Origin of the sequence: Shewanella sp. AC91-MNA-CIBAN-0169, from assembly GCF_040310165.1 — a bacterium.
GTDB lineage: Bacteria > Pseudomonadota > Gammaproteobacteria > Enterobacterales > Shewanellaceae > Shewanella.
On sequence record NZ_JBEOPM010000012.1, the window covers coordinates 70616 to 94767 of the forward strand.

The 24152-nt window shown below is 40.2% G+C and carries 18 protein-coding genes and 1 tRNA gene; 10 read left to right on the forward strand and 9 right to left on the reverse strand.

Annotated features, from left to right (window positions below):
• Positions 1 to 46: 46 nt before the first annotated feature.
• The 7 genes from pspF (at position 47) to fabV (ending at position 7829) form a co-directional block, all read left to right on the forward strand.
• Positions 47 to 1126 carry a phage shock protein operon transcriptional activator gene (gene pspF, locus AAEY98_RS11920; protein WP_351017116.1) on the forward strand — a complete coding sequence of 360 codons (1080 nt, stop codon included), beginning with the start codon at positions 47 to 49 and terminating at the stop codon, positions 1124 to 1126.
• Between the two features lie 83 nt (positions 1127 to 1209).
• The gene (locus tag AAEY98_RS11925) at positions 1210 to 2835 is read left to right on the forward strand and encodes an ABC transporter substrate-binding protein (protein ID WP_101087867.1); all 1626 of its coding nucleotides are present in this window, start codon (positions 1210 to 1212) and stop codon (positions 2833 to 2835) included.
• The gene (locus tag AAEY98_RS11930) at positions 2836 to 3867 is read left to right on the forward strand and encodes an ABC transporter permease subunit (protein WP_101087865.1); all 1032 of its coding nucleotides are present in this window, start codon (positions 2836 to 2838) and stop codon (positions 3865 to 3867) included.
• Positions 3854 to 4744 (forward strand): ABC transporter permease subunit, encoded by an 891-nt coding sequence (locus AAEY98_RS11935; RefSeq protein WP_101087863.1) that lies wholly within the window; start codon positions 3854 to 3856, stop codon positions 4742 to 4744. Before AAEY98_RS11930 ends, AAEY98_RS11935 begins: the two co-directional genes overlap by 14 nt.
• 3 nt (positions 4745 to 4747) lie before the next feature.
• Positions 4748 to 5755, forward strand: a complete 1008-nt coding sequence (locus tag AAEY98_RS11940) for an oligopeptide/dipeptide ABC transporter ATP-binding protein (RefSeq protein WP_101087861.1) — start codon at positions 4748 to 4750, stop codon at positions 5753 to 5755.
• A complete protein-coding gene (locus AAEY98_RS11945) occupies positions 5736 to 6521 on the forward strand; it encodes a peptide ABC transporter ATP-binding protein (protein WP_011638034.1) in 786 nt (261 codons plus the stop codon). The genes AAEY98_RS11940 and AAEY98_RS11945 overlap by 20 nt, the downstream gene beginning before the upstream one ends.
• 105 nt (positions 6522 to 6626) lie before the next feature.
• The gene (fabV, locus tag AAEY98_RS11950) at positions 6627 to 7829 is read left to right on the forward strand and encodes an enoyl-ACP reductase FabV (protein ID WP_351017119.1); all 1203 of its coding nucleotides are present in this window, start codon (positions 6627 to 6629) and stop codon (positions 7827 to 7829) included.
• Positions 7830 to 8108: 279 nt separating this feature from the next.
• Here the strand turns inward: fabV and AAEY98_RS11955 are convergent, their stop codons facing one another.
• The 9 genes from AAEY98_RS11955 to AAEY98_RS11995 all read right to left on the reverse strand — a co-directional run bounded on the left by AAEY98_RS11955 (position 8109) and on the right by AAEY98_RS11995 (position 18840).
• Positions 8109 to 9014: an AraC family transcriptional regulator gene (locus AAEY98_RS11955; RefSeq protein WP_351017122.1), complete on the reverse strand. Its 906-nt coding sequence runs from the start codon at positions 9012 to 9014 to the stop codon at positions 8109 to 8111.
• A 120-nt stretch (positions 9015 to 9134) separates the two neighbouring features.
• Positions 9135 to 9758, reverse strand: a complete 624-nt coding sequence (locus AAEY98_RS11960) for a pentapeptide repeat-containing protein (RefSeq protein ID WP_351017125.1) — start codon at positions 9756 to 9758, stop codon at positions 9135 to 9137.
• Between the two features lie 77 nt (positions 9759 to 9835).
• Entirely contained in the window at positions 9836 to 11713 is a 1878-nt protein-coding gene (locus tag AAEY98_RS11965) for a SurA N-terminal domain-containing protein (protein WP_123777858.1), read from the reverse strand.
• Between the two features lie 220 nt (positions 11714 to 11933).
• Complete coding sequence (hupB, locus tag AAEY98_RS11970) at positions 11934 to 12206, reverse strand: nucleoid-associated protein HU-beta (RefSeq protein ID WP_059745462.1); 273 nt, start codon at positions 12204 to 12206, stop codon at positions 11934 to 11936.
• A 261-nt stretch (positions 12207 to 12467) separates the two neighbouring features.
• Positions 12468 to 14819 carry an endopeptidase La gene (gene lon / locus AAEY98_RS11975; RefSeq protein ID WP_101087842.1) on the reverse strand — a complete coding sequence of 784 codons (2352 nt, stop codon included), beginning with the start codon at positions 14817 to 14819 and terminating at the stop codon, positions 12468 to 12470.
• Between the two features lie 131 nt (positions 14820 to 14950).
• Positions 14951 to 16231: an ATP-dependent protease ATP-binding subunit ClpX gene (clpX, locus tag AAEY98_RS11980; protein WP_101087840.1), complete on the reverse strand. Its 1281-nt coding sequence runs from the start codon at positions 16229 to 16231 to the stop codon at positions 14951 to 14953.
• Positions 16232 to 16361: 130 nt separating this feature from the next.
• Positions 16362 to 16973, reverse strand: a complete 612-nt coding sequence (gene clpP / locus AAEY98_RS11985; RefSeq protein WP_101087838.1) for an ATP-dependent Clp endopeptidase proteolytic subunit ClpP — start codon at positions 16971 to 16973, stop codon at positions 16362 to 16364.
• Between the two features lie 92 nt (positions 16974 to 17065).
• Positions 17066 to 18370, reverse strand: a complete 1305-nt coding sequence (gene tig / locus AAEY98_RS11990; RefSeq protein ID WP_101087836.1) for a trigger factor — start codon at positions 18368 to 18370, stop codon at positions 17066 to 17068.
• A gap of 394 nt (positions 18371 to 18764) precedes the next feature.
• Positions 18765 to 18840: transfer RNA gene (locus AAEY98_RS11995), tRNA-His, on the reverse strand.
• A 243-nt stretch (positions 18841 to 19083) separates the two neighbouring features.
• On the opposite strand from AAEY98_RS11995, the gene AAEY98_RS12000 reads away from it, so the two are divergent.
• Genes AAEY98_RS12000 through gmtX form a run of 3 tightly spaced genes read left to right on the forward strand, consistent with a single transcriptional unit; the run spans position 19084 to position 24103 of the window.
• Positions 19084 to 20601 (forward strand): hypothetical protein, encoded by a 1518-nt coding sequence (locus tag AAEY98_RS12000; RefSeq protein ID WP_351017128.1) that lies wholly within the window; start codon positions 19084 to 19086, stop codon positions 20599 to 20601.
• Entirely contained in the window at positions 20598 to 23405 is a 2808-nt protein-coding gene (locus AAEY98_RS12005) for a VPA1269 family protein (RefSeq protein ID WP_351017131.1), read from the forward strand. Before AAEY98_RS12000 ends, AAEY98_RS12005 begins: the two co-directional genes overlap by 4 nt.
• A complete protein-coding gene (gene gmtX, locus AAEY98_RS12010; protein ID WP_351017134.1) occupies positions 23402 to 24103 on the forward strand; it encodes a gamma-mobile-trio protein GmtX in 702 nt (233 codons plus the stop codon). The genes AAEY98_RS12005 and gmtX overlap by 4 nt, the downstream gene beginning before the upstream one ends.
• The last annotated feature ends 49 nt before the right edge of the window (positions 24104 to 24152 follow it).

A 24152-nucleotide genomic window follows, 5' to 3' on the forward strand; every position in this document is an offset into this window, starting at 1 on the left:
CCAATTATTAGTCTAATTCACTAACAATTTTGCGAGTAAGCTAACTGTGAGCAAACAATTCCAGCAAGACAATCTCATCGGCCAATCTAATGCACTGCTTGAAGTATTAGAACATGTGTCTAAAGTCGCGCCATTATCTAAGCCGGTGCTCATTATTGGTGAGCGCGGTACGGGTAAAGAATTAATTGCCGAACGACTACATTACTTATCCCCTCGTTGGGATCAAAGCTTTATTAAACTCAATTGTTCTTCATTAAGTGAAAACTTACTCGAAAGTGAACTCTTTGGCCATGAATCTGGTGCATTTACGGGTGCGAAAGGACGACACGAAGGCCGTTTTGAACGCGCCGATGGCGGAACACTGTTTTTAGATGAATTAGCCAACACTTCTGGATTAATCCAAGAAAAGTTATTACGTGTCATCGAATATGGTGAATTTGAACGAGTCGGTGGCAGTAAAACGGTTCAATCTGATGTGCGACTGATTTGTGCCGCCAATGAAGATTTACCTACCTTGGCTGACAATGGTGAATTCCGAGCGGACTTACTCGATCGTTTAGCCTTTGATGTGATCACCTTGCCACCATTAAGACATAGAACCGAAGACATTATGCCATTGGCCGAACATTTTGCTATTAGCATGGCAAGGCAACTATCACTAGAATATTTTAGTGGTTTTAGTCCGTTGGCGGTAGAACAATTAATGATGCACAGCTGGCCAGGAAATATCCGAGAATTAAAGAATGTCGTCGAGCGAAGTGTTTACCGTGAAGGCGCTGATGGCCAAGAGATTGATCATATTATTTTAGATCCTTTTGCATCTCCCTATCGTCCTGTAAATCGTGTCAAAACCCGCGAACGTCAATTAAATCAAATAGAACATGCACCAACACCAGTGACGGAATCGGCTGAGTTAAATATTAAAACGGAAACATCTGTGATGCTTAATAGCATCGAATTCCCGATAGATTTTAAAGAATACACCGAAAACAGCGAAATAGAACTATTGCAACGAGCATTAGCTGAAGGCCAATATAATCAGAAAAAAACCGCCGATTTATTGGGCTTAAGCTACCATCAGCTTCGAGGTATTTTGAAAAAGTACAATTTACTCGACAAGAGCTGAATCAAGCTTGGATATGCTCATTGCCCCAATGCAATGAACACTGTTAAAATACCCACTCAAAGTCGATAAAAAATGATCACACTATGCCTGTTATAGTAAAACGCTGGTATCAGCAGATGTCTTTATGTCTCTCCAGCATCATGCTGGCTGCATGCGGACAAGTGCAATTGCCTTCTGGCCTTGTGTATTGCAGTGAAGGTAACCCTGAAAGCTTTAACCCTCAGCTTGTTACATCAGGCACCACTATTGATGCAACTTCACATCAAATTTACAGTAGACTCGTCAATTACAGCCAAGAAAAAGCCGAAATCACACCTGGTTTGGCGACATCATGGCAGGTGTCCGATGATGGTTTAAATTATCTATTTACTTTACGTCAACATGTGAGTTTTCATAAGACCCGCCATTTTACTCCTGCAAGAGACTTTAATGCAGATGATGTGTTGTTTTCGTTTAATCGGATTATTGATCCACTGCATCCCTATCACTTAGTCAGTAGAACCGGTTATCCATTTTTTCAAAGCATTGGTTTTGCTGATTTAATTGGCTACATTGAAAAAGTAAACGACTACCAGGTTATGTTTCATTTAACTCGGAAAGACGCTTCTTTTTTATCTAATCTCGCCACTGACTTTGCCGTAGTGTTGTCGGCAGAATATGGTTATCAACTGTTAGCGCAAGGCACACCTGAAGATATCGATTATTACGCGGTAGGCACAGGACCTTTTCAGCTTAGCCAGTATGTGAAAAATGAATATATTCGCTACAAAAAGAATCCAGTTTATTGGGGCCCTAAGGTCGAGCTTGATCAATTAGTGTTTGATATCACCCCCAGAAGCACCGCACGTATTGCTAAATTAATTACCGGAGACTGCAGCGTTTCAGCATTACCTAAAGCTGGTGAACTGGCAGTGCTTGACCAACATAAAGATATTATTATCGATGCAAAACCTGGATTGAACGTCGCATTTTGGGCATTTAACACTCAAAAACCGCCATTAGATGATGTTCGTGTAAGACGCGCACTTGCGCATGCTATCGATAAAAATAATATTCTAGACGTGGTATATAACGATACCGCTGTCGAAGCGACAGGCGTTTTACCTCCGGCATCTTGGGCTTACAGCAAAAACTTATCTCCAAATGAATATAACCCTGAAAAAGCCAAAGTATTACTGCACCAAGCAGGTGTATCTAACTTATCCATTAATGTGTGGGCCATGCCAGTGGCGCGAATTTATAATCCGAGTGCATTGAAAACAGCGGAGCTCATTCAGGCCGATCTAGCCCGTATTGGCGTAAAACTGAATATCATTAGCTATGATTGGAGTGTATTCACCCAGAAGTTAGCCAGTTCCAATTATGATTCAGTGCTTATTGGTTGGAATGCGGATAATAGCGATCCTGATAACTTTTTCACTCCACTATTAAGCTGCGCCGCATTAGCTTCTAATAATAATCGCTCTCGTTGGTGCAACAAAGACTTTGAACATCTGTTAACCCAAGCTCAGAGCGTATCGACTCAACCTGAACGTAAAGCATTTTATCAATCAGCAGAAGCTATTATTAGCGATCAAGTTCCGCTAGTAACAATCGCACATGCCAAAAAAGTGGTATTGAAAAAGAGTAATATTACCGCCATGCAAATTAGGCCTTATGGCGGTATTTCCTTCGCCAAAACAACTCAAGCAATAGAGGGAACTGAATAAATGTGGCGTTATCTTTTTAGTCGCATAACCCTGTTTATGGCCACGTCGCTAGTCATGGTGGCCGTACTCTTTATGGCATCAGGACAGTTTCCTGTCAGTAAAGCATATTCTCTGTCTGGGGTTCAATATCCCACGCTTGAACAACAACAGCAAATAGAGCAAGACTATCAACTAAATGATAACCAATTACTGCAGTTTACCGCCTACTTGCGCCAGCGCTTATCGGGTAACTTTGGTATTTCCAGTAACTCACAGCAAGAGGTATTGGAGGAGCTTGAAGCAGTACTACCTGCGTCTTTTGAATTATCATTGTTTTCTGGTTTTATTGCCGTATTTTTTGGCGTGCCCATTGGCGTGCTAGCCGCATTAGGTAATAACAAAGCACTGCAACGCAGTATTTTAGCCATCACCTTAACAGGCTATTCTATCCCGGTATTTTGGCTCGGCTTGACCTTATCTATGTGGTTTGGGGTGAATCTCGGCTGGCTGCCTATTTCAGGGCAAATCAATTTACTTTATGAAATTGAACCTGTGACAGGTTTTATGCTGGTCGACACTTTATTATCCGATTCTAGTTATCGCATTCCGGCGTTTCATGATGCTTTATTACACTTGATTTTACCGGCGGTCACTTTAGCGGTACTTCCTTTTACATTGGTAGTGAGGATCACCCGGCAAGCCATTTTAAATGTGATGAATCAAACCTATATCCGCGCAGCTGAAGCTCGCGGTTTACACACGGCTAAAATTCTACTCCGTCATGTTTTGCCCAATGCCTTAATTCCGGTAATAAAAAGTATTGGTTTAATGCTGGGATCATTTGCAAGTTATGGCATTGTGGTTGAAGTGATATTTTCGTGGCCAGGGGTTGGCAGTTGGTTAGTGTCGGGCATTTACCAGCGTGACTATACTGTTATTCAAGCGGGTATCTTATCTGTTTCATTATTAATTATTTTCTTAAGCATTTTGATTGATTTACTGCATACCGCAATCAATCCTATGAGCAGAAAGGAATTGTATGCCTCGAATTAAAATATACCAAGAAGACCATATAGCCTCGCCTATGTGGCGAATGTGGCAAACATTTTCTGCTAACCCATTTGCGGTGATCGGTCTATGGGCAGTTATTTTTTTATTAATATTAACTATTTTCGCCCCGTTTATAGCGCCTTATTCAGCAGAGATGCAAGACCAACAAGTATTACTTTTACCGCCATCATGGGATCCAGCAGGTACTGTAGAACACTTCCTTGGAACTGACGATCTAGGACGAGATATTTTTAGTCGAATCTTACACGGCGTACAATTGACCTTTGGCATGTCATTATTAATTGTTACTGCATCGCTGATATTTGGTTTTATTATTGGTTCTCTTTCAGGAATGATGCACGGCATAAAGTCGAGTGTGTTAAGCCACTTGCTCGATGCATTATTGTCTATCCCATCGTTATTAATGGCTATTCTAGTCGTCGCAGTTATGGGGCCTGGGCTTAATAATGTGTTTTGGGGCGTTGGGATTGCGATGGTTCCACAATTTGTGCGTGCTATCCATCTAGCGGTTCATGAAGAGCTTCAAAAAGAGTATGTTACCGCTGCCAAATTAGACGGTGCCAACTCGTTACAAGTTTTTTGGTATGTCATCATGCCCAATGTATGGGATGTGGTGATTATTCAGGTCACTATGGCAATATCTGCCGCAATACTCGATATTGCCGCTCTCGGTTTTTTAAACCTTGGTGCACAAGCACCGAGTCCAGAATGGGGTGCAATGGTCGCACAAGGGCTTGATAATTTACTGCTTGCGCCTTGGACCGTTACTATCCCAGGTGTCGCGATTTTGTTTACTGTATTATCGGTCAACTTAGTCGGCGATGGTTTACGTTCTGCGCTTGCACCGATAAGAAATTAACCTATGCCTTTACTCGATATTCGTAATCTCACCATTGAATTAGATACACCTGAGGGCACTGTGAAAGTGCTCGAAAAAGTCAGTTTGACTATTAATCCAGGTGAAATCCATGGACTTGTTGGCGAATCTGGCTCTGGGCGCAGTTTATTGGCCAAAGCGATTCTAGGCGTACTAGGTCCTAATTGGCATATTATTGCTGACCGTATGATGTGGGATGGAAAAAACTTATTAGAAATGAGTTCCAAGCAACGACGCTGCCTGATGGGCAGTGAAATGGCGATGATTTTCCAAGACCCTTCTGGCAGTTTAGATCCGGTTAAAACCATTGGCAGTCAATTGATTGAAGCTATGGTACCCAACAAAAATATTCCTTTTTGGCGACGTGGAAAGGCGACCTATTTAAACGCGCAGAAATGGCTCCACAAAGTCGGTATAAAAAAACCAAAACAACTGATGAAGTGCTATCCATGGGAATTGTCTGAGGGCGAATGCCAAAAAGTGATGATTGCGATGGCTGTGGCGAATCATCCTAAATTGCTGATTGCCGATGAGCCAACCAACTCAATGGAGCTCAACACCCAAGCGCAAATTTTCAGACTATTGTCGCAACTCAATCAACTGCAAAACGTGTCTATTTTATTGGTTAGCCATGAGCTAGAAACCATGGTGCACTGGTGTGATAACTTAACGATTTTGTACAGTGGTCAAGTTATGGAATCAGGCCCTGTTAGCGAAATGGTCGCAATGCCTTATCATCCTTACACACGGGCATTATTAAAAAATCTACCTGACCATACTGAAAAAATGCGTCATAAAGCTAACTTACCCACACTGCAAGGCTCTTCGCCGTCGATGCAGCATTTACCTGCCGGTTGTCGGCTTGGTCCACGTTGCCCAGAAGCCCAACGCCAATGTGTAAAACAGCCTAATCTTGAACATATTAAAGACCGCTATTTTGCCTGCCATTTCCCTTATAAAAGTGAGCAAGAAGATGACGATGCCATTGCTTAAAGTAACCGACTTAAGTAAACAATACTTAACCGGTTATAAGCATTTTAAACCTCAATATTATCAGGCTCTCTCTCCGGTTTCATTTGAACTCGGTCGTGGTGAAACCTTGGCTATTGTGGGGTCGGTCGGCTCGGGTAAAAGTACCCTCGCCCGAATTCTAGTGGGTGCTGAACAACGCAGTGGCGGCGACATATTTTTTGAAGGTGAAGCTTTAGAAACACGTAATTTAAAACAACGGTGTCGGTTGATCCGGATGATTTTCCAAGATCCGACAACCTCGCTTAATCCACGTTTATCGATTGGTAACTTACTTAAAGAACCGTTACGGTTTAATACCCAATTAAGTTCAACTGAACGAAAAACATTGGTGATTGAAACCTTAAGAAAAGTCGGCTTATTACCTGAACACGCAGAGTTTTATCCACACATGATTTCCGAAGGCCAAAAACAGCGTGTCGCTGTTGCACGTGCCTTAATGCTTAACCCTAAAATTATTATTGCAGATGAAGCACTAACGGCTTTAGATTTATCGGTCCGGTCTCAGATTATTAATTTGCTATTAAAGCTGCAAAAAGAGATGGGATTATCGTATATTTTTGTATCACATAATCTGAATATTATTCGTCATGTAAGCGATAAAATTATGGTGTTGCAAAATGGTCATATGGTCGAGAAATCAACTACTGAGGCCTTATTTACTTCACCACAACATGAATACACCCAACGACTCATTCAAGAACAAAGTCAATTTATGCAAAAGCGCTAAACTGCTCCAACCACTGTGGTTTTGAGGGCGTTTTAGAAAAAATCAGTGCCATTTGGCCGTCGAACTATTTATCCTAGAGCCAATGTTAAAGGAAGAAGCTTAAATATGATTATTAAACCTAAAATTCGGGGCTTTATTTGTACCACTACTCATCCAGTAGGTTGTGAAGCCAACGTTAAAGAACAAATCCAACTCATTAAGGCCAAAGGCAAAATTGCTAATGGGCCTAAAAAAGTATTAGTGGTCGGTTCTTCAAGTGGCTATGGCCTTTCATCTCGTATCACCTCAGCATTTGGTAGCGACGCTGCCACTATTGGTGTGTTTTTCGAAAAACCAAGCTCTGAAACCAAACCCGGTACAGCGGGTTGGTACAACACCGCGGCATTTGATAAGTTTGCTAAAGCAGAAGGCTTGTATTCAAAAAGCATTAACTGTGATGCATTCAGCCATCAAGCAAAGCAACAGGTGATTGAGCTTATCAAGCAAGATTTAGGTCAAATCGACATGGTGGTTTACTCACTGGCTTCTCCAGTACGTAAAATGCCTGACACCGGTGAAGTTATCCGTTCATCACTTAAGCCAATTGGCCAAACGTATACTGCCACGGCTGTTGATACCAATAAAAACACCATTATCGACACTTCGGTAGAGCCTGCGACTGAGCAAGAAATTGCTGATACCGTCACTGTAATGGGCGGCCAAGATTGGGAATTATGGATGAGTGCGCTAAGCGACGCTGGCGTATTAGCTGACAATTGCAAAACGGTTGCTTATAGTTACATTGGTACCGAATTGACTTGGCCTATTTATTGGCATGGCGCTTTAGGCAAAGCCAAAATGGATTTAGATCGTGCAGCTCACGCCCTTGATAGCAAATTATCAGCTACTGGTGGCTCAGCTAACGTTGCAGTGTTAAAAAGTGTAGTGACTCAAGCGAGCTCAGCAATTCCAGTAATGCCACTTTACATCGCCATGGTATTTAAGAAAATGCGCCAAGAAGGCTTACATGAAGACTGTATTGAACAAATATACCGTTTATTCAGTGAACGCCTATACCGTGTTGATGGCCAAGCACCAGCTGTTGATGGCGAAAATCGCTTACGCCTTGATGACTGGGAACTTCGCGAAGAAATCCAGCAGCATTGTCGTGATTTATGGCCGTTAGTGACCACAGAAAATTTAAGCGAACTCACTGACTATGATGAATACAAACAAGAGTTTTTAAAGCTGTTCGGTTTTGGTATTGATGGTATCGATTACGAAGCAGACGTGAATCCTAGTGTAACGTTTGATGTTATTGAGCTATAAGCCTAATTTCAACAAGTGTTAACGTAAAACCATAATGCACTGCATTATGGTTTTTTTATGAGCGATACATTGTGAATATTCATATTTATAACAGTAAAGTCTGTCAAAATGCGGCGAGTTTAGCTAATTAACATACCGTTATTGCTAAGCCGTGCTAAAACAACCGTCTTATTATCTGAAATCGGGCCTGAAGTATTTCGAATTGAATTCAGCGACATCATTTTATCATACAAATAAATGTAACTCAGCCATGAGTTCATCAAGGCTTAATAACTTAAGTTAAACAACGGGTAAATAAATGAGTACCTGTTGTGGAGATAACGCTTGTCTTGGCTCATGTTGCGCTAACTTATTATCATTAATGTCGAGTCGTTCTAAAAACAATGGGTAATTTCGTAGTGTAATATCATTAGCATTAACCCAATCGCGATACAGGTAATCTATTGCCGCTGTTAGACCATTGTCATCACCACTGTATTTAATCATCGCACATCGTCCCTGAGGGATTGATTTGAGCTTAATCTGGCTCGACTCAGACACTATAGCTTGTGTCTCGGCATTTAACGATACACCAAGATCAATTCGATATTGCATTTTAACAGATAACTCAGGGGTTGAGTAAAGCAGGTTAAAGGTTCTGCAACTTGTAGGAAATAAGCCAAACTGTCGACGCCATTCAATAAATCTCGCAATGGTTTGAGGTAATAAAGCCGGATCACCATGATGTTCCATCACCGCTAATGCCTGCGCATCAAACGATACAATATCAACAGAGTAAGATTGCTTATCTTGCTGATTAGCATCTACTCGAAATGATTTAAGCGGTTGTTGCTTCGCAAAAAAATTGCCCCAATCAGGTGCTTGCTGAAACGATTCAGGGCTTTGACCTATACTGCGAGTAAACGATTCGATAAAATGCTGTTCGTTACGATACGCTAATTTAGCCGCTATAGTAGCCAGAGAAACTTGCTTGCCAAAACCTAATAAATGGGCAGCTTCTAGGCTTTTGAGCAATTCAACATAAGCGTCAATAGACATATGGTACAGCGCAGTAAACAATGGGTCGAAATGACATAGTGGGATGTGGGCAATGTCGGCCAACACTTGTCGATCAAAAGGCTCATTTAAGTGTTGATCTAAATAGGCTAATGCACGCTCAAATGCCTGATCAAGTCTGTGGCTCATGCCCTCTCCTTTGGATTAAATTGTTACTGTCGATTATTTATTATAACTAAACCAATGTAAATTAACGATTTGTACACATGCAATAAACACACTTTTGTGCTAACAATGTGGCAATGTACACTAGTCGACTAATTGAATATCTAAACCTTCTAGTAAACTTAAGGCTTCGAACCGACTGAATTTGGCTTGCTTAACGTTATTAGCAGTAATATTAATTTGGTAATTCAACGCATCGGTAAAATTCGCCTTCGTTAAATTTGTATGACTAAATTGGCTTAAATTAAAATCGGTCAGACGCAAATCTGCTTTGTTTAAATTAGCTTCTCTAAAGTCGACATCATGAGCGCGGCAATCAACAAGTGAAAACTCGGGTAAATGCAGCGCATAAAAATTACTGCCATCGAGCAAACATCGTTCAAACTTAATTGTGGTTTGAGCCATAAACTGTGGCCACTGAGCTTTAGTCCAATCAATACCTATGGCTTTACTGTCGCTAAAAGTCACATCATCAAACTCTGTCGCAACAACTGACATTACGCTTAAATTACATTGACTAAAAACACACTCAATAAAATGGCAATGATAGAAATCACTTTGACTAAAATCACATTGGGTAAAATGACAGCGTTCAAAAGTAATATGTTTGAACTGTAAAGCAACGCCCTTAATCGATTCGAATAAGTCATCGCTGTAGTGCGATAACCCAAACAATTCACTAGATTGTGTATTAGAGATGGTCTTCATGGCTTAATACCTTATAAACAAAAAGACCTAGACGTGAGCCTAGGTCTTTTAGTATTTCATCTGTTGCGACGACTTAACTAGTCGGCAACTGGATACTCAATTTCAGCATCAGCTTTAAGTGAGGCAACCACTGCTCGATAATCAGCTTCGCTGTATTGAGGCGCAATACGTTGTTTAAGCGTATTGATGAGGTTGTCATTAATGCCTTCAGCTTTATTGACTTTATCAACCACAATAACCGCATAACCTGTCGCTAACGCTGCAGTATCAATTGTGACACTATTTTCAGCAGGAGCGGCAATTTTGAAGGCTTTATTGGTGATAGCTTGATCAATATCCTGATTAAAGCGACCTAGTTTAGCTAATGTCGTCAATGAAGCACCTGTTAGCGTGTTATTACCCGCTTTTAACTGTGCCATATATTCCGCAGCTTTGTCACGAGCACCGTCATTCGCTTTATCTTGCTGTAAACGTTCAACAATACCAGCTTTTACTTCAGCAAATCCCATAACGCCAGCTGTCTGATGTTTTTTCATGCGAATAACCACTACATGGTTTGGCGCAAGTTCAATCACATCGCTGTTTAAACCACTTGCTAACACTTGGTCAGAAAATGCGGCTTTGATAAATTCAGGATTGTTAAATTTAGCCGGTACGTCATCACGCGAGAATAACTGCGTTGATTGTACTTTTGCATTAACCGCTTGCGCAGTTTCAGCTAAAGTATCAGGAATTTCATAACTGGTATCAGCCAACTTAGTTTGTAAGCTATAAAACACATCTAAGGCTTTCTTTTCTTGTAGCTGAGCAACAATTTTCGCTTTAACGTTTTCAAAAGCGGTTGCTTGGCTAGCTTGTAAATCAAGCAGCTTAATAATGTGGTAACCAAACTCACTTTTCACAATTGACGAGACTTGATCTTTTTGTAATCCAAAAAGTGCTTCATCAAATGCAGGGTCCATTACGCCTTGTTCAAACCAATCTAACTTACCGCCCTGTTGAGCACTAAGCTGATCGTCAGAATCAGTTTTTGCTAACTCAGCAAAATCTTCACCCGCGGTTAACTTGGCTTCAATAGCATCAGCTTTGGCTTTATCTGCGCTGTCATCGTCAGTTGCGGCGACAAAAATATGCGCAGCAAGACGTTTTTCAGCCGTTTGATATTGCTTTTGATTCTCTTCGTAATAAGTTTTCACTTCTTCATCAGAGGTTTCGCTGTTTTTAGCCATGTCGGCAACATTCAATTCAACATACTCAAGGCTGACTTTTTCAGGGCTCATGTATTGCGAAACATTAGCATCGTAATAAGTTTGAGCTTCTTCATCAGCGACAGAAACAGTTGATAAAAACGGTGTTGAGTCGACGACTAAGTAGCGAATATCACGGGTTTGGCCTTGAACTTCTGCAAGCTGTTTAGCTTCACCGTCCAGCACAAACTCACTACCAACAAGCGCATTTAATAACTGACGACGGGTCATATCTACACGCATCATGTTTCTAAAGCTTGTGGTTTGATAACCTAGTTGACGCAATACAGCTAGGTAGCGTTCGTTATCAAATTGACCGTCGGTTTGAAATGCAGGCTCTTCGATAATCGCTTTCTTGATTTGCTCATCTGATACACGTAAGCCCAACTTGTTGGCAGCTTGATCAATGAGCTTATCGGCAATTAAACGATCCAATACACCTTGCTTAATTCCGTTCATGTAGGAGTCGTCAGCCGCTAATGCAGTAAACATTTCGCCTAGCTGTTGCTCAATACGCGAGCGTTCATTTTGAAAAGCCTGTTCAAGTTCGTTGGCGCCAATTTCGTCACCATTAACAACTGCAGCAGGTACACCCGTGTTTGAGCCTAAATAACTGCTCACACCGGCAAAAGCAAAAGAAAGTATCACAAGTACTAGAATTGTTTTAGCAACAATCCCCTGTGATCCTTCACGAATTTTTTCTAACATCTGAATTCTCGCTTGTTGCGATTAATAAAATAAAAAGGCGCATCACCTTGTGGATGCGCCTTATTGTAAATTATATGGAGTTATCAGACGCTACCACGGGTATGACCCAATACTCCCAATATGTATTATGCTTTGCATAACAATATTGCTTTTCGTAAAAAGCACCGCCTAAGCAGTGCTTGTATTACGAATGCCTTACAAAGGCCACGTTATTAACTATTTAGTTAACAGCGTCTTTTAGCGCTTTGCCAGCTTTGAACGCTGGAATGTTCGCAGCAGCAATTTTAATTTCTTTACCCGTTTGTGGGTTACGGCCAGTACGTTCAGCACGTTGACGTACTTCAAATGTACCAAAACCAACTAGAGAAATCTTATCGCCATCTTTAAGACCTTCCGTTACCGCAGCGATAAAAGAATCTAGTGCGCGGCCAGCAGCAGCTTTAGAAATATCAGCACCAGATGCGATTTTCTCGATTAGTTCAGATTTGTTCATGTCATCCCCTTGAATGTTATTGTCGCGCCGCAACCAAATCTATGTTTAGAGCGGTCTGCGGAGGCTTTATTTTATAAGCTTGATAACACACCAAACTTAGTACGAAAACCAAAAAATGAAATTGGATACTGCTCAACGCCAGATGCCCCAAGGGCTTGGTGCGTCTGACTATCCACAAACCTAGGCTACCACAGGTCAGCGTTTTGTTAAGCCCCTTTTTTCATTTTTTTCATGCTCTACAGCAATTTTTTAACTAACAAGCTATTTTTTAACCACTTCAAAGCCTTCAACTGGTCGCTCAAGCGCCAATTTCAACACTTCATCTATCCAACGCACTGGATGAATGATTAAATCAGCAATCACATTTGCAGGAATTTCTTCCAGATCGCGTTCATTTTCTTGAGGAATTAATACATGCTTAATTCCACCGCGATGGGCTGCTAATAGCTTTTCTTTTAAACCACCAATAGGCAATACTTCGCCACGTAGAGTAATTTCACCTGTCATGGCAACATCACTGCGCACTGGGTTACCTGTTAAACTAGACACTAACGCTGTACACATTGCCGCACCCGCAGATGGACCATCTTTTGGCGTCGCACCTTCTGGTACATGCACATGAATATCTCGTTTTTCATAAAAATCATTGTTAATACCAAGATTTTCAGCACGAGCACGTACTACTGTCATTGCCGCTTGAATCGATTCTTTCATCACATCACCCAGCGAACCGGTATAGGTTAATTTACCTTTACCTGCTACTGAGGTGGCTTCGATTGTTAATAAATCGCCACCAACTTGAGTCCATGCAAGACCGGTTACTTGACCGATTTGGTTATTCGATTCAGCTTTACCGAAATCAAAACGTTGCACACCAAGGAATGACTTTAAATTTTCCTGGTTAACTTCAACCATTTTGACCGTTTTATCAAGCAAGATATGCTTAACCACTTTGCGACAAATCTTCGACAATTCACGTTCTAATGAACGCACACCCGCTTCACGAGTGTAATAGCGAATAATGCCTAAAATAGCGCTGTCATCAACCTTGATTTCTTTTTCTTTAAGACCGTTACGTTCAATTTGCTTAGTCAGTAAATGCTTCTTAGCAATATTGAGTTTTTCATCTTCGGTGTAACCCGATAAACGAATAACTTCCATACGGTCAAGTAAAGGGCCAGGTATATCCATTGAGTTTGACGTAGCAACGAACATCACATCTGATAAGTCATAATCAACTTCAAGATAGTGATCGTTAAAGGTCGCATTCTGTTCAGGATCGAGCACTTCTAATAACGCTGACGATGGATCGCCACGCATATCAGAACTCATCTTATCGATTTCATCGAGTAAGAATAATGGGTTTTTAACCCCTACTTTAGCCATCTTTTGAATGACTTTACCTGGCATAGAACCAATGTAGGTACGACGATGACCACGAATTTCCGCTTCATCACGTACGCCGCCTAAAGCAACACGAACATACTTACGGCCGGTTGCTTTGGCAATCGACTGGCCCAATGAGGTTTTACCCACACCTGGAGGTCCGACTAAACACAAAATAGGCCCTTTAAGCTGCTTAACTCGGCTTTGAACCGCTAAATACTCAAGAATACGTTCTTTGACTTTTTCAAGCCCATGGTGATCGGTATCGAGTACTTCTTGCGCCTTGGCTAAGTCACGCTTTATTTTTGAGCGCTGCTTCCAAGGTACCGCAGTCATCCAGTCAACATAGCTGCGCACAACTGTGGCTTCAGCTGACATAGGTGACATCATTTTGAGTTTGTTTAACTCAGCAGTGGCTTTTTCTTTGGCTTCAACTGGCATGCCAGCTTCTTCAATCTTACGCGCCAATACTTCAAATTCGTCGTGGCTTTCGTCAATATCGCCTAACTCTTTTTGAATGGCTTTCATTTGCTCATTCAAATAGTATTCGCGTTGACTTTTTTCCATCTGTTTTTTAACACGAGTACGGATTCGTTTTTCGACATGAAGCAAGTCAATTTCCGATTCCATCATCGCCATTAAATATTCCAGACGCTCACCGACATTGATCATCTCAAGGACAGATTGTTTGTCTTCAAGCTTCAATGGCATATGTGCAGCCATGGTATCTGCTAAACGAGCGGCTTCATCAATCCCCGACAATGAAGTTAATACTTCAGGTGGGATTTTTTTATTTAACTTGATGTAGCCTTCAAATTGACCGATAGCACTGCGAACTAACACCTCTTCTTCTTTATCACTTAATTCTTCAGACTCGAGGTATTCAGCTGTTGCGGCAAAGAATTCTTCTTCTTGGGTGTATTGCTTGATTTTGGCACGCTGGCCACCTTCAACTAATACTTTTACCGTGCCATCTGGTAATTTAAGCAACTGTAAAATAGAGGCAACAGTACCAATATCGAAAATATCGTCTTTGGTAGGCTCATCAAGATCAGCATCTCGCTGAGCGACTAATAAAATTTGCTTGTCTTGTTCCATTGCCGATTCTAGGCAACGAATAGATTTTTCCCGTCCCACGAATAGCGGAATTACCATATGCGGGTAAACTACCACGTCTCTAAGTGGTAACACGGGGAGTTCGATATGCGCTTCACGCTCTTTAGTCATGGCTCGATTCCGTTTAATGAAATTGACTTATTACTGAGTATATTGGGGTGATGTTATCAGTTTCAATGGCTAATACGAAAAAAGGAGCCCAATGGACTCCTTATTTTTCAACTTCCTGACTATCAGTGCAATTATTGCTCGCCTGAAGCAGCCTGTGTCTCAGTGTTTTCGTAAATCAAAATAGGGGCTGACTCGCCTTTTACTACTGATTCATCAACAACGGCTTTAATCACGCCTTGTGTCGACGGAATATCATACATTGTATCGAGCAAGATGCTTTCAACAATAGAACGTAATCCACGTGCACCGGTTTTACGTGACATTGCTTTTTGAGCGATGGCTTGTAATGCATCGTCACGGAATTCAAGTTCGACATTTTCCATCTCAAATAATGCACTATATTGTTTAGTTAATGCATTCTTTGGCTCAGACAGAATCTGTACTAATGCAGCTTCATCTAACTCAGTTAGCGTAGCAACAACAGGTAAACGACCAATAAACTCAGGAATTAAACCAAACTTCACTAAATCACCAGGCTCTACTTGGCTAAGGATTTGTGAAATAGTCGCTTTATCCGCTTCGCCTTTTACTTCGGCACCAAAGCCAATTCCGGTTCCGGTGTGTGCACGTTGCTCAATGACTTTTTCAAGTCCAGCAAACGCACCACCACAGATGAACAGAATTTTAGACGTATCCACTTGCAAGAATTCTTGTTGTGGATGCTTACGTCCGCCCTGTGGAGGAACAGAAGCAACGGTGCCTTCAATTAACTTAAGCAACGCTTGCTGAACACCTTCACCCGATACATCACGAGTAATTGAAGGATTGTCAGATTTACGACTGATTTTGTCAATTTCATCAATATAGACGATACCGCGTTCCGCTTTCTCAACGTCGTAATCACATTTTTGCAGTAGCTTCTGAATGATGTTTTCAACATCTTCACCCACATAACCAGCTTCGGTTAATGTGGTTGCATCTGCCATAGCAAAAGGGACATTAAGTGAGCGAGCTAACGTTTCAGCCAATAAAGTTTTACCGCTACCGGTTGGACCTAATAGTAAAATGTTACTTTTACCTAGTTCAACGCCATCTTTAATAGCGCCATTACGTAAACGCTTATAATGATTGTATACCGCTACGGCTAACACTTTCTTAGCCTGATCCTGACCGATTACGTAGTCATCAAGATGTTTGCGTAATTCATGCGGTGTCGGCAATTTGTCTTCATCACGTTTGGGTGAAATCTCTTTGATTTCTTCACGGATAATGTCATTACATAAATCAACACATTCGTCACATACATAAACTGATGGACCAGCAATGAGTTTTCTGACTTCATGCTGACTTTTTCCGCAAAAAGAGCAGTACAGCAGTTTGCCGCTGTCACCGTTATTTTTGTTATCGCCCATTATTCTACCTCTGTTTACAACTTAGGTTGAACCTAAGCTCTGCTTGTAGATACTTATCATAACCACATTGATGACTGAACGCCTTTCAATACAGAATACCTGAAAGTATCTAGAAAATCAGCTACCAGTTTTAGCCGCGACTCGTGAGTAATGAATCGACAATACCATATTCAACAGCTTGAGTAGCACTCATGAAGTTATCACGGTCGGTATCACGTTCAACAACCTCTAACGGTTGACCAGTATGGTCCGCTAACATTTGGTTTAATTTATTCTTAATACCAAGAATTTCTTGAGCATGAATGGCGATGTCGGATGCTTGACCTTGGAAACCGCCTAATGGCTGATGGATCATCACTCGAGAGTTCGGTAAACAATGACGTTTACCTTTAGCGCCACCGGCTAACAAGAATGCGCCCATACTCGCGGCTTGTCCCATACATACGGTACTCACATTAGGCTTAATGAACTGCATAGTGTCATAAATAGCCATACCTGCTGTGACAGAGCCACCAGGAGAGTTAATGTACAAATAAATATCTTTATCTGGGCTTTCTGACTCAAGGAATAATAATTGAGCAACAATAAGGTTAGCCATGTGTTCTTCAACTTGACCAACTAGAAAGATGACTCGCTCTTTTAATAGACGAGAGTAGATATCATAAGAACGTTCACCTTTAGCTGTTTGTTCAACAACCATAGGTACAAGAGCATTGAGTACTGATTCTGGTGCTTTATGCATTATTCATTTCCCTAAAATAAAAATGGCCCGCATGAGAGGAACCTCATACGAGCCATTATAAATGGCGAACGGCTTGTTAAGTCAAGCTTAGCTTACGCTCGTCCGGTAGCCTTGTTCATAAATTCTTCAAAAGCGACGTCTTTAACGGTTACTTTTGATGATTTTAACAATGCTTCCACCGCTTGCTCTTCAAGCGCTACGTTGCGCATGTTTTGCATGAGTTCTTTGTTTGAGTTGTAGTATGAAACAACTTCAGATGGATCTTCATACGCTGAAGCCATAGATTCGATCAATGTATTAACACGATCATCTTCTGCTTTTAGTTCGTTTGTCTTGATGACTTCGCCTAATAGCAAACCGATTTTAACACGACGTTCAGCTTGTTCAGTGAAAAGTTCAGCCGGAAGTTCAGGCATATTTTCAGTTTGACCACCAAAACGCTGCATAGCTTGTTGACGAAGTACATTCACTTCACCCTCAATAAGCGCTTTAGGAATAGCGATGTCGTTTGCTGCAAGTAAACCAGTAATAACCTGTTCTTTCACATTCGCTTTTAACGCTTGTTCTAGTTCACGAGTCATGTTTTTACGGATTTCAGCTTTAAGTGCATCTAAGCCACCTTCAGCAATACCAAACAATGAAGCAAATTCATCATTCACTTCTGGCAGATTAGCCGCTTGAACTTCAGTTAAAGTAATAACGAACTTAGCCGCTTTACCTTTCAAGTTTTCAGCGTGGTAATCTTCAGGGAAAGTCACTTCGATTTCGAATTCATCACCTGTTTTATGGCCTACGATACCGGTTTCAAAACCAGGGATCATACGGTTGCTGCCTAATTGAAGTTCGAAATCATCAGCTTTTCCGCCTTCGAATTCTTCGCCGTCAATAGAACCGATAAAGTTCATTTTAACTTTATCGTCAGCAACTGCTGCACGTTCAACAGCGGCAAAAGTGGCATGTTGCTTACGTAATGTTTCAATCATAACATCAACGTCAGCATCATTAACTTCAGCTTTAGGCTGTTCAACTGCAATGCTATCTAAACCCGTTAGAACAACTTCTGGGTAGATTTCAAATGTTGCAACGAATTCAAAAGAATCACCTTCAGTTGAACCAGGAGTAAATACTGGTGCACCTGCAGGATTTAACTTTTCAGCTACGATTGCTTCAATAAAGTTGCGTTGCATCACTTCACCAGTGATGTCTTGACGAATGGCTTTGCCATAACGCTTGTTGATTTCGCCGATAGGCACTTTACCTGGGCGGAAACCTGGAAGACGAGCACGCTTAGCTTCGCGCAATACATTGTCTTTAACCAATTTCTCGATTTGCTCAGCAGGTACAGAAATAGTTAGGCGACGCTCTAGGCCTTGAGTTGTTTCAACAGAAACTTGCATTGTTTTACCTCGAAATATGTCTGACGTTCTTTGTAATGGTCGACAACTCAACCATTAGATATTCGTTTCTTGACCATGGATTTAGCTCTGAAACCCAGCACAGCGATATTATTGATGCTGAAGACGCTGTTGGTACAGGTAGCTTATTTTTGATATTTATCAAGACGCGACATTATAGCTACCGTTTTTAACAGAGTCGAGCCTGAAAAGGTCGATTTACATGATAAAAACGCCGACTTATGTTCAATTTTGACGTGTTTGCACGTTTAATGTGCGAAATGAGTTTTTGACTTACGCTCGAAAGGACTAGGAGCAAAATAATTATCGTGATCAAATCAAACTTATCTGTACCCGTTAAAAGGGTTATACACGATAGTTTGATTTAATCAGAAAATGGGGTGACTGATGGGGCTCGAACCCACGACAACCGGAATCACAATCCGGGACTCTACCAACTGAGCTACAATCACCATTGAAATGGTACACCCGGCAGGATTCGAACCTGCGACCACCCGCTTAGAAGGCGGGTGCTCTTATTACCACCTAAGCAAAGTTACCTTACCTTACCTGTCTTGGCAACGGACGAGTGAATTATAGGTGTTTTTTTTTGTAATGCAATACTTTTTTAAAATGAGTTTACTTGTGTTACCACCAGGTATAAAGTTACCTGTATATTTATTCGACATTGATAAAGATAAAGGAATTTTGAAATAATGATGAATTCAACTACCCCTCAATTTCATACCATCTTAAATCAAGAAGTCGAATATATGAATGGTTTGCTCATACCAGTGCTCTACCTCAATACGGTCGATGGTATTAAACGAATGGAGTCACTGGTCAATTATTCTATCGCCAATTCTGATAAAAGCATTTCATGGCATCGAACAAGAGTTAGAGCTATCGGACTCTTCTACGACTTTTGTCAATGCGAATGCAATATTTCAATTTTAAAAGGCTCAGCTCCACATCGGACTATATTCAGGTCTTTTTCCAATTCATTATTGATGGGAACAATAGACATAAAATCAGGATTAGACTCGACAAAACTATACTGGCCACCAAGTTCAATTGCTGTGACAAAACGAGTATGTTCTGCAATTACTGATTTTATTAGTTATCTGAATGACGAAGGAATTTCAAACAGCACGTTTTTGAAAACCGAAAGTTTAACAACTCTCAACAATGAGCCTGCATCACTCAAATTCTTAATTCAAGCAATCATCATAAAAAAACTTTCATTTTTGGGGCATCTTTCCAGTGCCAGTAAGCTGGCCAAAAAATTACAAGATCAAAAACATCTTGAGATTATTAAACATAGCTCCTCTACTGTAACTACATGGTCCGCCGAATCAGCAAAGCGCTTCCCTACAGACCTAATAGGGCCGTTGTTCAAATATGGTTTTATTTTGGATGATAAATCTGAAATTCCACACGAACGAGAAGATATAACAGCTAAAATGATCACTTTATTACTATTTTTTTCTGGTACGAGAAATAGTGAGCCCCTTCATCTATGGTTCAACGACGTAACTCCTGACTACTCAGGAAGTGGTTTGTGTCAAGTTCATTTAAGACATCCTAGTGACGCTAAGACTTTTATTATAGGCGAAGACAAACTACGTTCTCAGTATTTAGCAGAAAGAGGACTTATGCCCAGAACCAAAGGACCATCAAAGAGCTACAAAGTCGGATGGAAGAATTTATTGACTGATAAATCGTTAACAGCACCTGTATTTTTTCTTCATTCAAATGCTCAATTTCTTTTTAATCAGATGTATATTTATTATCTCACCGTGTTTCGACCTAACTTGATTGAAGTAAATCGCAACCTAGGTAGACCCGAACATCCATTTTTGTTTGTATCTAATGGTGTAAACCGTGCGACTGGAGAAAGCTACATTGGAAGCCCTTATAGTTTAAGCGCATACAAAAAAGCATTTACAAGAGCTTTAGATCGGGTAGAGAATATATTAGATATAGTAATACCCAGAGGTTTAGAATATGGAACAGTTCCACATGGGGGAAGACATTTTTTTGCAGGTTCGCTAGCAGACATGGGAATTCAGCCTAAAATCATCCAAAAATGCTTAAGGCAGAGGAGCGTACTTTCTCAGGGAGCCTATACTGCACCCACATTTCAACGAATCCAAGATAGTCTCAATCAAGCAAAACAAAGCATGGACAATACCATGCCAGCACTATTAGACAATGTCGGTATAACATTATGAATGACTTTAAGAAAATGCTCATGACATTAGTTAGCGGTGAATTAACTCGAACTCCCTCACTCAGAGCAGATAATCTAGAAAAAACCTCAAATAATTCTCTTTCAATAGACATAGAGAAGTATTTTAAATTAGTAAATATTTATAAAAATACAAGCTCTGTTACTAACAAGCGACTGATTAAGAGAAACATTTTTCAAGTAACAGATGTTATCGCTGGATATCTAAAAATAAGTAAGATAAGTGACATAACCCCAGAGCATTGGACCACAATGCTAAATCAAGTAAAAACTCCAGAGCTTCAATACGATCCAGATTTAAGTCAACAGTACATAATCGCGATTCGAGGAATAGGTGAAATTCTTTCTAAAGTAAATAAAAATCTATTTTATTTCGAGTATGCCAAGGTTAAGAGGACAACCAAAGCACGATTACAATTAACCGAAGGCTTAACTCCTAATTTAAAAAAGTGGCGAAAACTGTTTATTCGCTGGATTGATGAAGTATTGCATATAAAGAGTTCAAAACTCCACTACGAAGCACTTACTCATTTTTTTTCCTACCTTGCATTGCTAGATGAAAAAGATATTGATCCTTTAATTTTTCTATCTAATCAACGTAGCAAGGAAACGCTAGAATATTTCAGAAAAGAATACCCAAATTCTTACGCTAGATATCTAAGTTACTTATATCGATTCACACAGTGGATTGTAGAAGATCAAATGTCTGAACTTGATGACAATGGTTTTTTTGTTTCAATTGGTCACCCATTAATTACAACTTACCAATATGATAATTTGCAGAACAAGACAAAGTCTACGACATCTCATTCTGAAACAGTTCAAGTAAAAATTCCGACAAGCTTCTTAATCACAATGCAAGAAATCTTGACTGAAGATGATTATAAATGGCCAAAATCATTGTCAAATCAATATTTTGATTGGTTAAATCCCCGCACAGGCAAATTAGAATCAATTTGGAGTCCAGTACATACCCACACTTTTTTAACCATGATAGAAATACCGATCCGCAAAATACAAGTCTCCATGCTCGATTCCGGTGAGGGAGATCTGCAACGCTATAACCCTCGAAATAAAAGATGGCAAACGAATAATTCTCCACATAAAGGCTACTGGAATGATCTAAGAGCAGTAAAACCAGATCGTGGTGCCATCACAAAGGTCATAGACGGACTGAGTGAAACGGTTGGTTTTTATATCAGTACCAATAAAACAGCAGATATCGCTGTCGGTTTTGGACCTGAATCAGGGTATACAATACCATGGAACAACGAAATTTTAATTAAGCAATTTGACGAATTGAGAACATGGCAGGAAAAATATTTTCCCGTACGTGGACCACTTCCATATAGAAATCTTATTTCGGGTTCTACTAGCGACAGTAAGCCATCTAAGTCAGTGTTAGAGCAAACACCCGATCGTTTTTACCTTTTCCGATGTCCAATTTCCTCATCTATTGGCTCTCCAGCTAGCAATAATATCTTAATGAGATTTTGGTGGTCGCTCATGGAAAAACTAGAACAACGTCTCAATGAACAAGGAGAAACTGTTAAAATTGTACTGAAAGTCAATGAGAAAACAAATCAAGTAGAAAGAACTTTGTTTACACCACATGGTTTGAGAGTTGCAGGGTTAACAAGCTTAGCCGAGGCTGGCGTCCCCATAGAAGTTCTCAGCAAAATAATCGCTGGACACGCTTCAATATTAATGACTATTTATTACTTAAAATATGGCAACAGCTACATAACAGACACATTAAATAAGGCTAGGCGAGAAATAGAAGATAATGCAAAAAAAGATCTAAAAAATTGGTTAATTGAAGCAACATATGATGAAGCTAAACGTTATATGGTTGCAAATAATGAAGCTGGTTTAATGACTTTACTTGAAAATAAAGCTTTAAGTGCAATATGGGGTGGAACTAGTTTAGGCATATGTCCATTCGGTGGTAGACGCTGTGATGATGGTGGTCCTTTAATCAAAAAAGAGACCGCTTCCACTAAAGCAAAATTTGGTCCAGTTCCTGGAGGCCAAGGTAATTGCATGATGTGTCGACATTTTGTAACCGGATTACCATGGTTAATAGACTTGTGGCTACATGGTAACAAGCTGCTCGAAGAAATAAGCTTTCAAGCAAAGGAAATTAATGTACTTCGATCAAAACAAACAGTACTGACCAAGCAGCGATATCAGCTTGCTAAAAATAATCAATCACATTTGATTATGCCAGATATGATATCGAAGATTAAAAACCTAGATGCGCATATTGAAACGAAGTCTGAGCGACTAGAACAGACCATTTACAATGCTCATGCCACATACAATTACATTACTCGTGTCCGAAAACTAAAACCATTAAATAGTGAATGTAACACTGCAAATGAATTTGAACAAAATTCTGTAACAACAGTAAACAATGATCTAGGAATTGATTTAATCGAAACAACCGACTTCCAAGTTAAAAATCTACTAGTACAAGCAAGTAGAGTGTATCCAGAAATTGCGGATGCCAGAGTAGAAATGGAGCGAGACCATTTTGTGGATCAGATATTGGTAAATAATGGTTTACCACCATTAACTTTTTCGCCGTTAACCAAAGAAGAAAAAAGTTCAGCAAGCGATGCTTTATCAAGCCTTCTTTTAAGTAAAGTCGGGGCTGCTGAATGTGAAAACTTAAATAAAGGGTTAACGATGTTTAGCGATGTGGGTATCGAAAAAAAAATACATAAAGTTCTTGATTCGGCACAAAAAAATCAATCAAGATTAGTAAATAGGAGTAGAGGATGACCCACCATGACCCATTGAATGAAGTTAAAAGTCTTTTCATCCTGCTTCAATCCGAAGTCAAAACTTTAAGCACTAAGAGTATGCTTGAACATATTAATAATGCTTGTGTGATAATACATAAAAATGGCGGACAGGTAGCTATAGCACCTATCGTGTCCATGTTAAATAGCAGCGGAGTCAAGATATCGAAACGCACTATTTATAATAAAAAAGATGGACCATATAGGAGACTTATAGATGCATGGATTAAGGTTTCAAATAAAACAACTATTAAAGGCAGTTTCAAAGGAAACATTAAGCCTGAAAATGACCTTCAGCTAATTACTGATGATGAATTAAAAACCATTAGCAATCACGTATTGCGTTATAAGTTATCTCTTATTACAGGTCAAATAAAAGGACTGCACAATCAATTGAATACAGCTAGAAGCTTGAAAGAAATGCCTTTGCTTAGTGCTACAATCACAGATCCACATCAACTCGATCATCAGGTACAAGATAATATGAGATTAAATGCCTACGATATTGATGTTTTGAAAGATTTTATTAAACAATCTAAATCGAAGAAAATAAGCTTCGACGAAGATGAAAGTCTAGTTGCTGCTCAAGCAATCACAAGACACGAGGTCCTTAGCCAGCCGGGGCTCAAAGATATTATAGAAAGGATTATCAAATCTTTTACCCCACCAGAAAGTTAAATGCCAAAGAAAGCAATAAAACTTAAGCCTTGCTATTAATCTAATTGTT

What these genes read in the sequence shown, in the direction of transcription:
- AAEY98_RS11925 (WP_101087867.1), top strand. Translation starts at nt 1,210, where the DNA reads ATGCCTGTTATAGTAAAACGCTGGTATCAGCAGATGTCTTTATGTCTC.
- AAEY98_RS11930 (WP_101087865.1), top strand. Translation starts at nt 2,836, where the DNA reads ATGTGGCGTTATCTTTTTAGTCGCATAACCCTGTTTATGGCCACGTCG.
- AAEY98_RS11935 (WP_101087863.1), top strand. Translation starts at nt 3,854, where the DNA reads ATGCCTCGAATTAAAATATACCAAGAAGACCATATAGCCTCGCCTATG.
- AAEY98_RS11940 (WP_101087861.1), top strand. Translation starts at nt 4,748, where the DNA reads ATGCCTTTACTCGATATTCGTAATCTCACCATTGAATTAGATACACCT.
- AAEY98_RS11945 (WP_011638034.1), top strand. Translation starts at nt 5,736, where the DNA reads ATGACGATGCCATTGCTTAAAGTAACCGACTTAAGTAAACAATACTTA.
- fabV (WP_351017119.1), top strand. Translation starts at nt 6,627, where the DNA reads ATGATTATTAAACCTAAAATTCGGGGCTTTATTTGTACCACTACTCAT.
- AAEY98_RS11955 (WP_351017122.1), bottom strand. Translation starts at nt 9,014, where the DNA reads ATGAGCCACAGACTTGATCAGGCATTTGAGCGTGCATTAGCCTATTTA.
- AAEY98_RS11960 (WP_351017125.1), bottom strand. Translation starts at nt 9,758, where the DNA reads ATGAAGACCATCTCTAATACACAATCTAGTGAATTGTTTGGGTTATCG.
- AAEY98_RS11965 (WP_123777858.1), bottom strand. Translation starts at nt 11,713, where the DNA reads ATGTTAGAAAAAATTCGTGAAGGATCACAGGGGATTGTTGCTAAAACA.
- hupB (WP_059745462.1), bottom strand. Translation starts at nt 12,206, where the DNA reads ATGAACAAATCTGAACTAATCGAGAAAATCGCATCTGGTGCTGATATT.
- lon (WP_101087842.1), bottom strand. Translation starts at nt 14,819, where the DNA reads ATGACTAAAGAGCGTGAAGCGCATATCGAACTCCCCGTGTTACCACTT.
- clpX (WP_101087840.1), bottom strand. Translation starts at nt 16,231, where the DNA reads ATGGGCGATAACAAAAATAACGGTGACAGCGGCAAACTGCTGTACTGC.
- clpP (WP_101087838.1), bottom strand. Translation starts at nt 16,973, where the DNA reads ATGCATAAAGCACCAGAATCAGTACTCAATGCTCTTGTACCTATGGTT.
- tig (WP_101087836.1), bottom strand. Translation starts at nt 18,370, where the DNA reads ATGCAAGTTTCTGTTGAAACAACTCAAGGCCTAGAGCGTCGCCTAACT.
- AAEY98_RS12000 (WP_351017128.1), top strand. Translation starts at nt 19,084, where the DNA reads ATGATGAATTCAACTACCCCTCAATTTCATACCATCTTAAATCAAGAA.
- AAEY98_RS12005 (WP_351017131.1), top strand. Translation starts at nt 20,598, where the DNA reads ATGAATGACTTTAAGAAAATGCTCATGACATTAGTTAGCGGTGAATTA.
- gmtX (WP_351017134.1), top strand. Translation starts at nt 23,402, where the DNA reads ATGACCCACCATGACCCATTGAATGAAGTTAAAAGTCTTTTCATCCTG.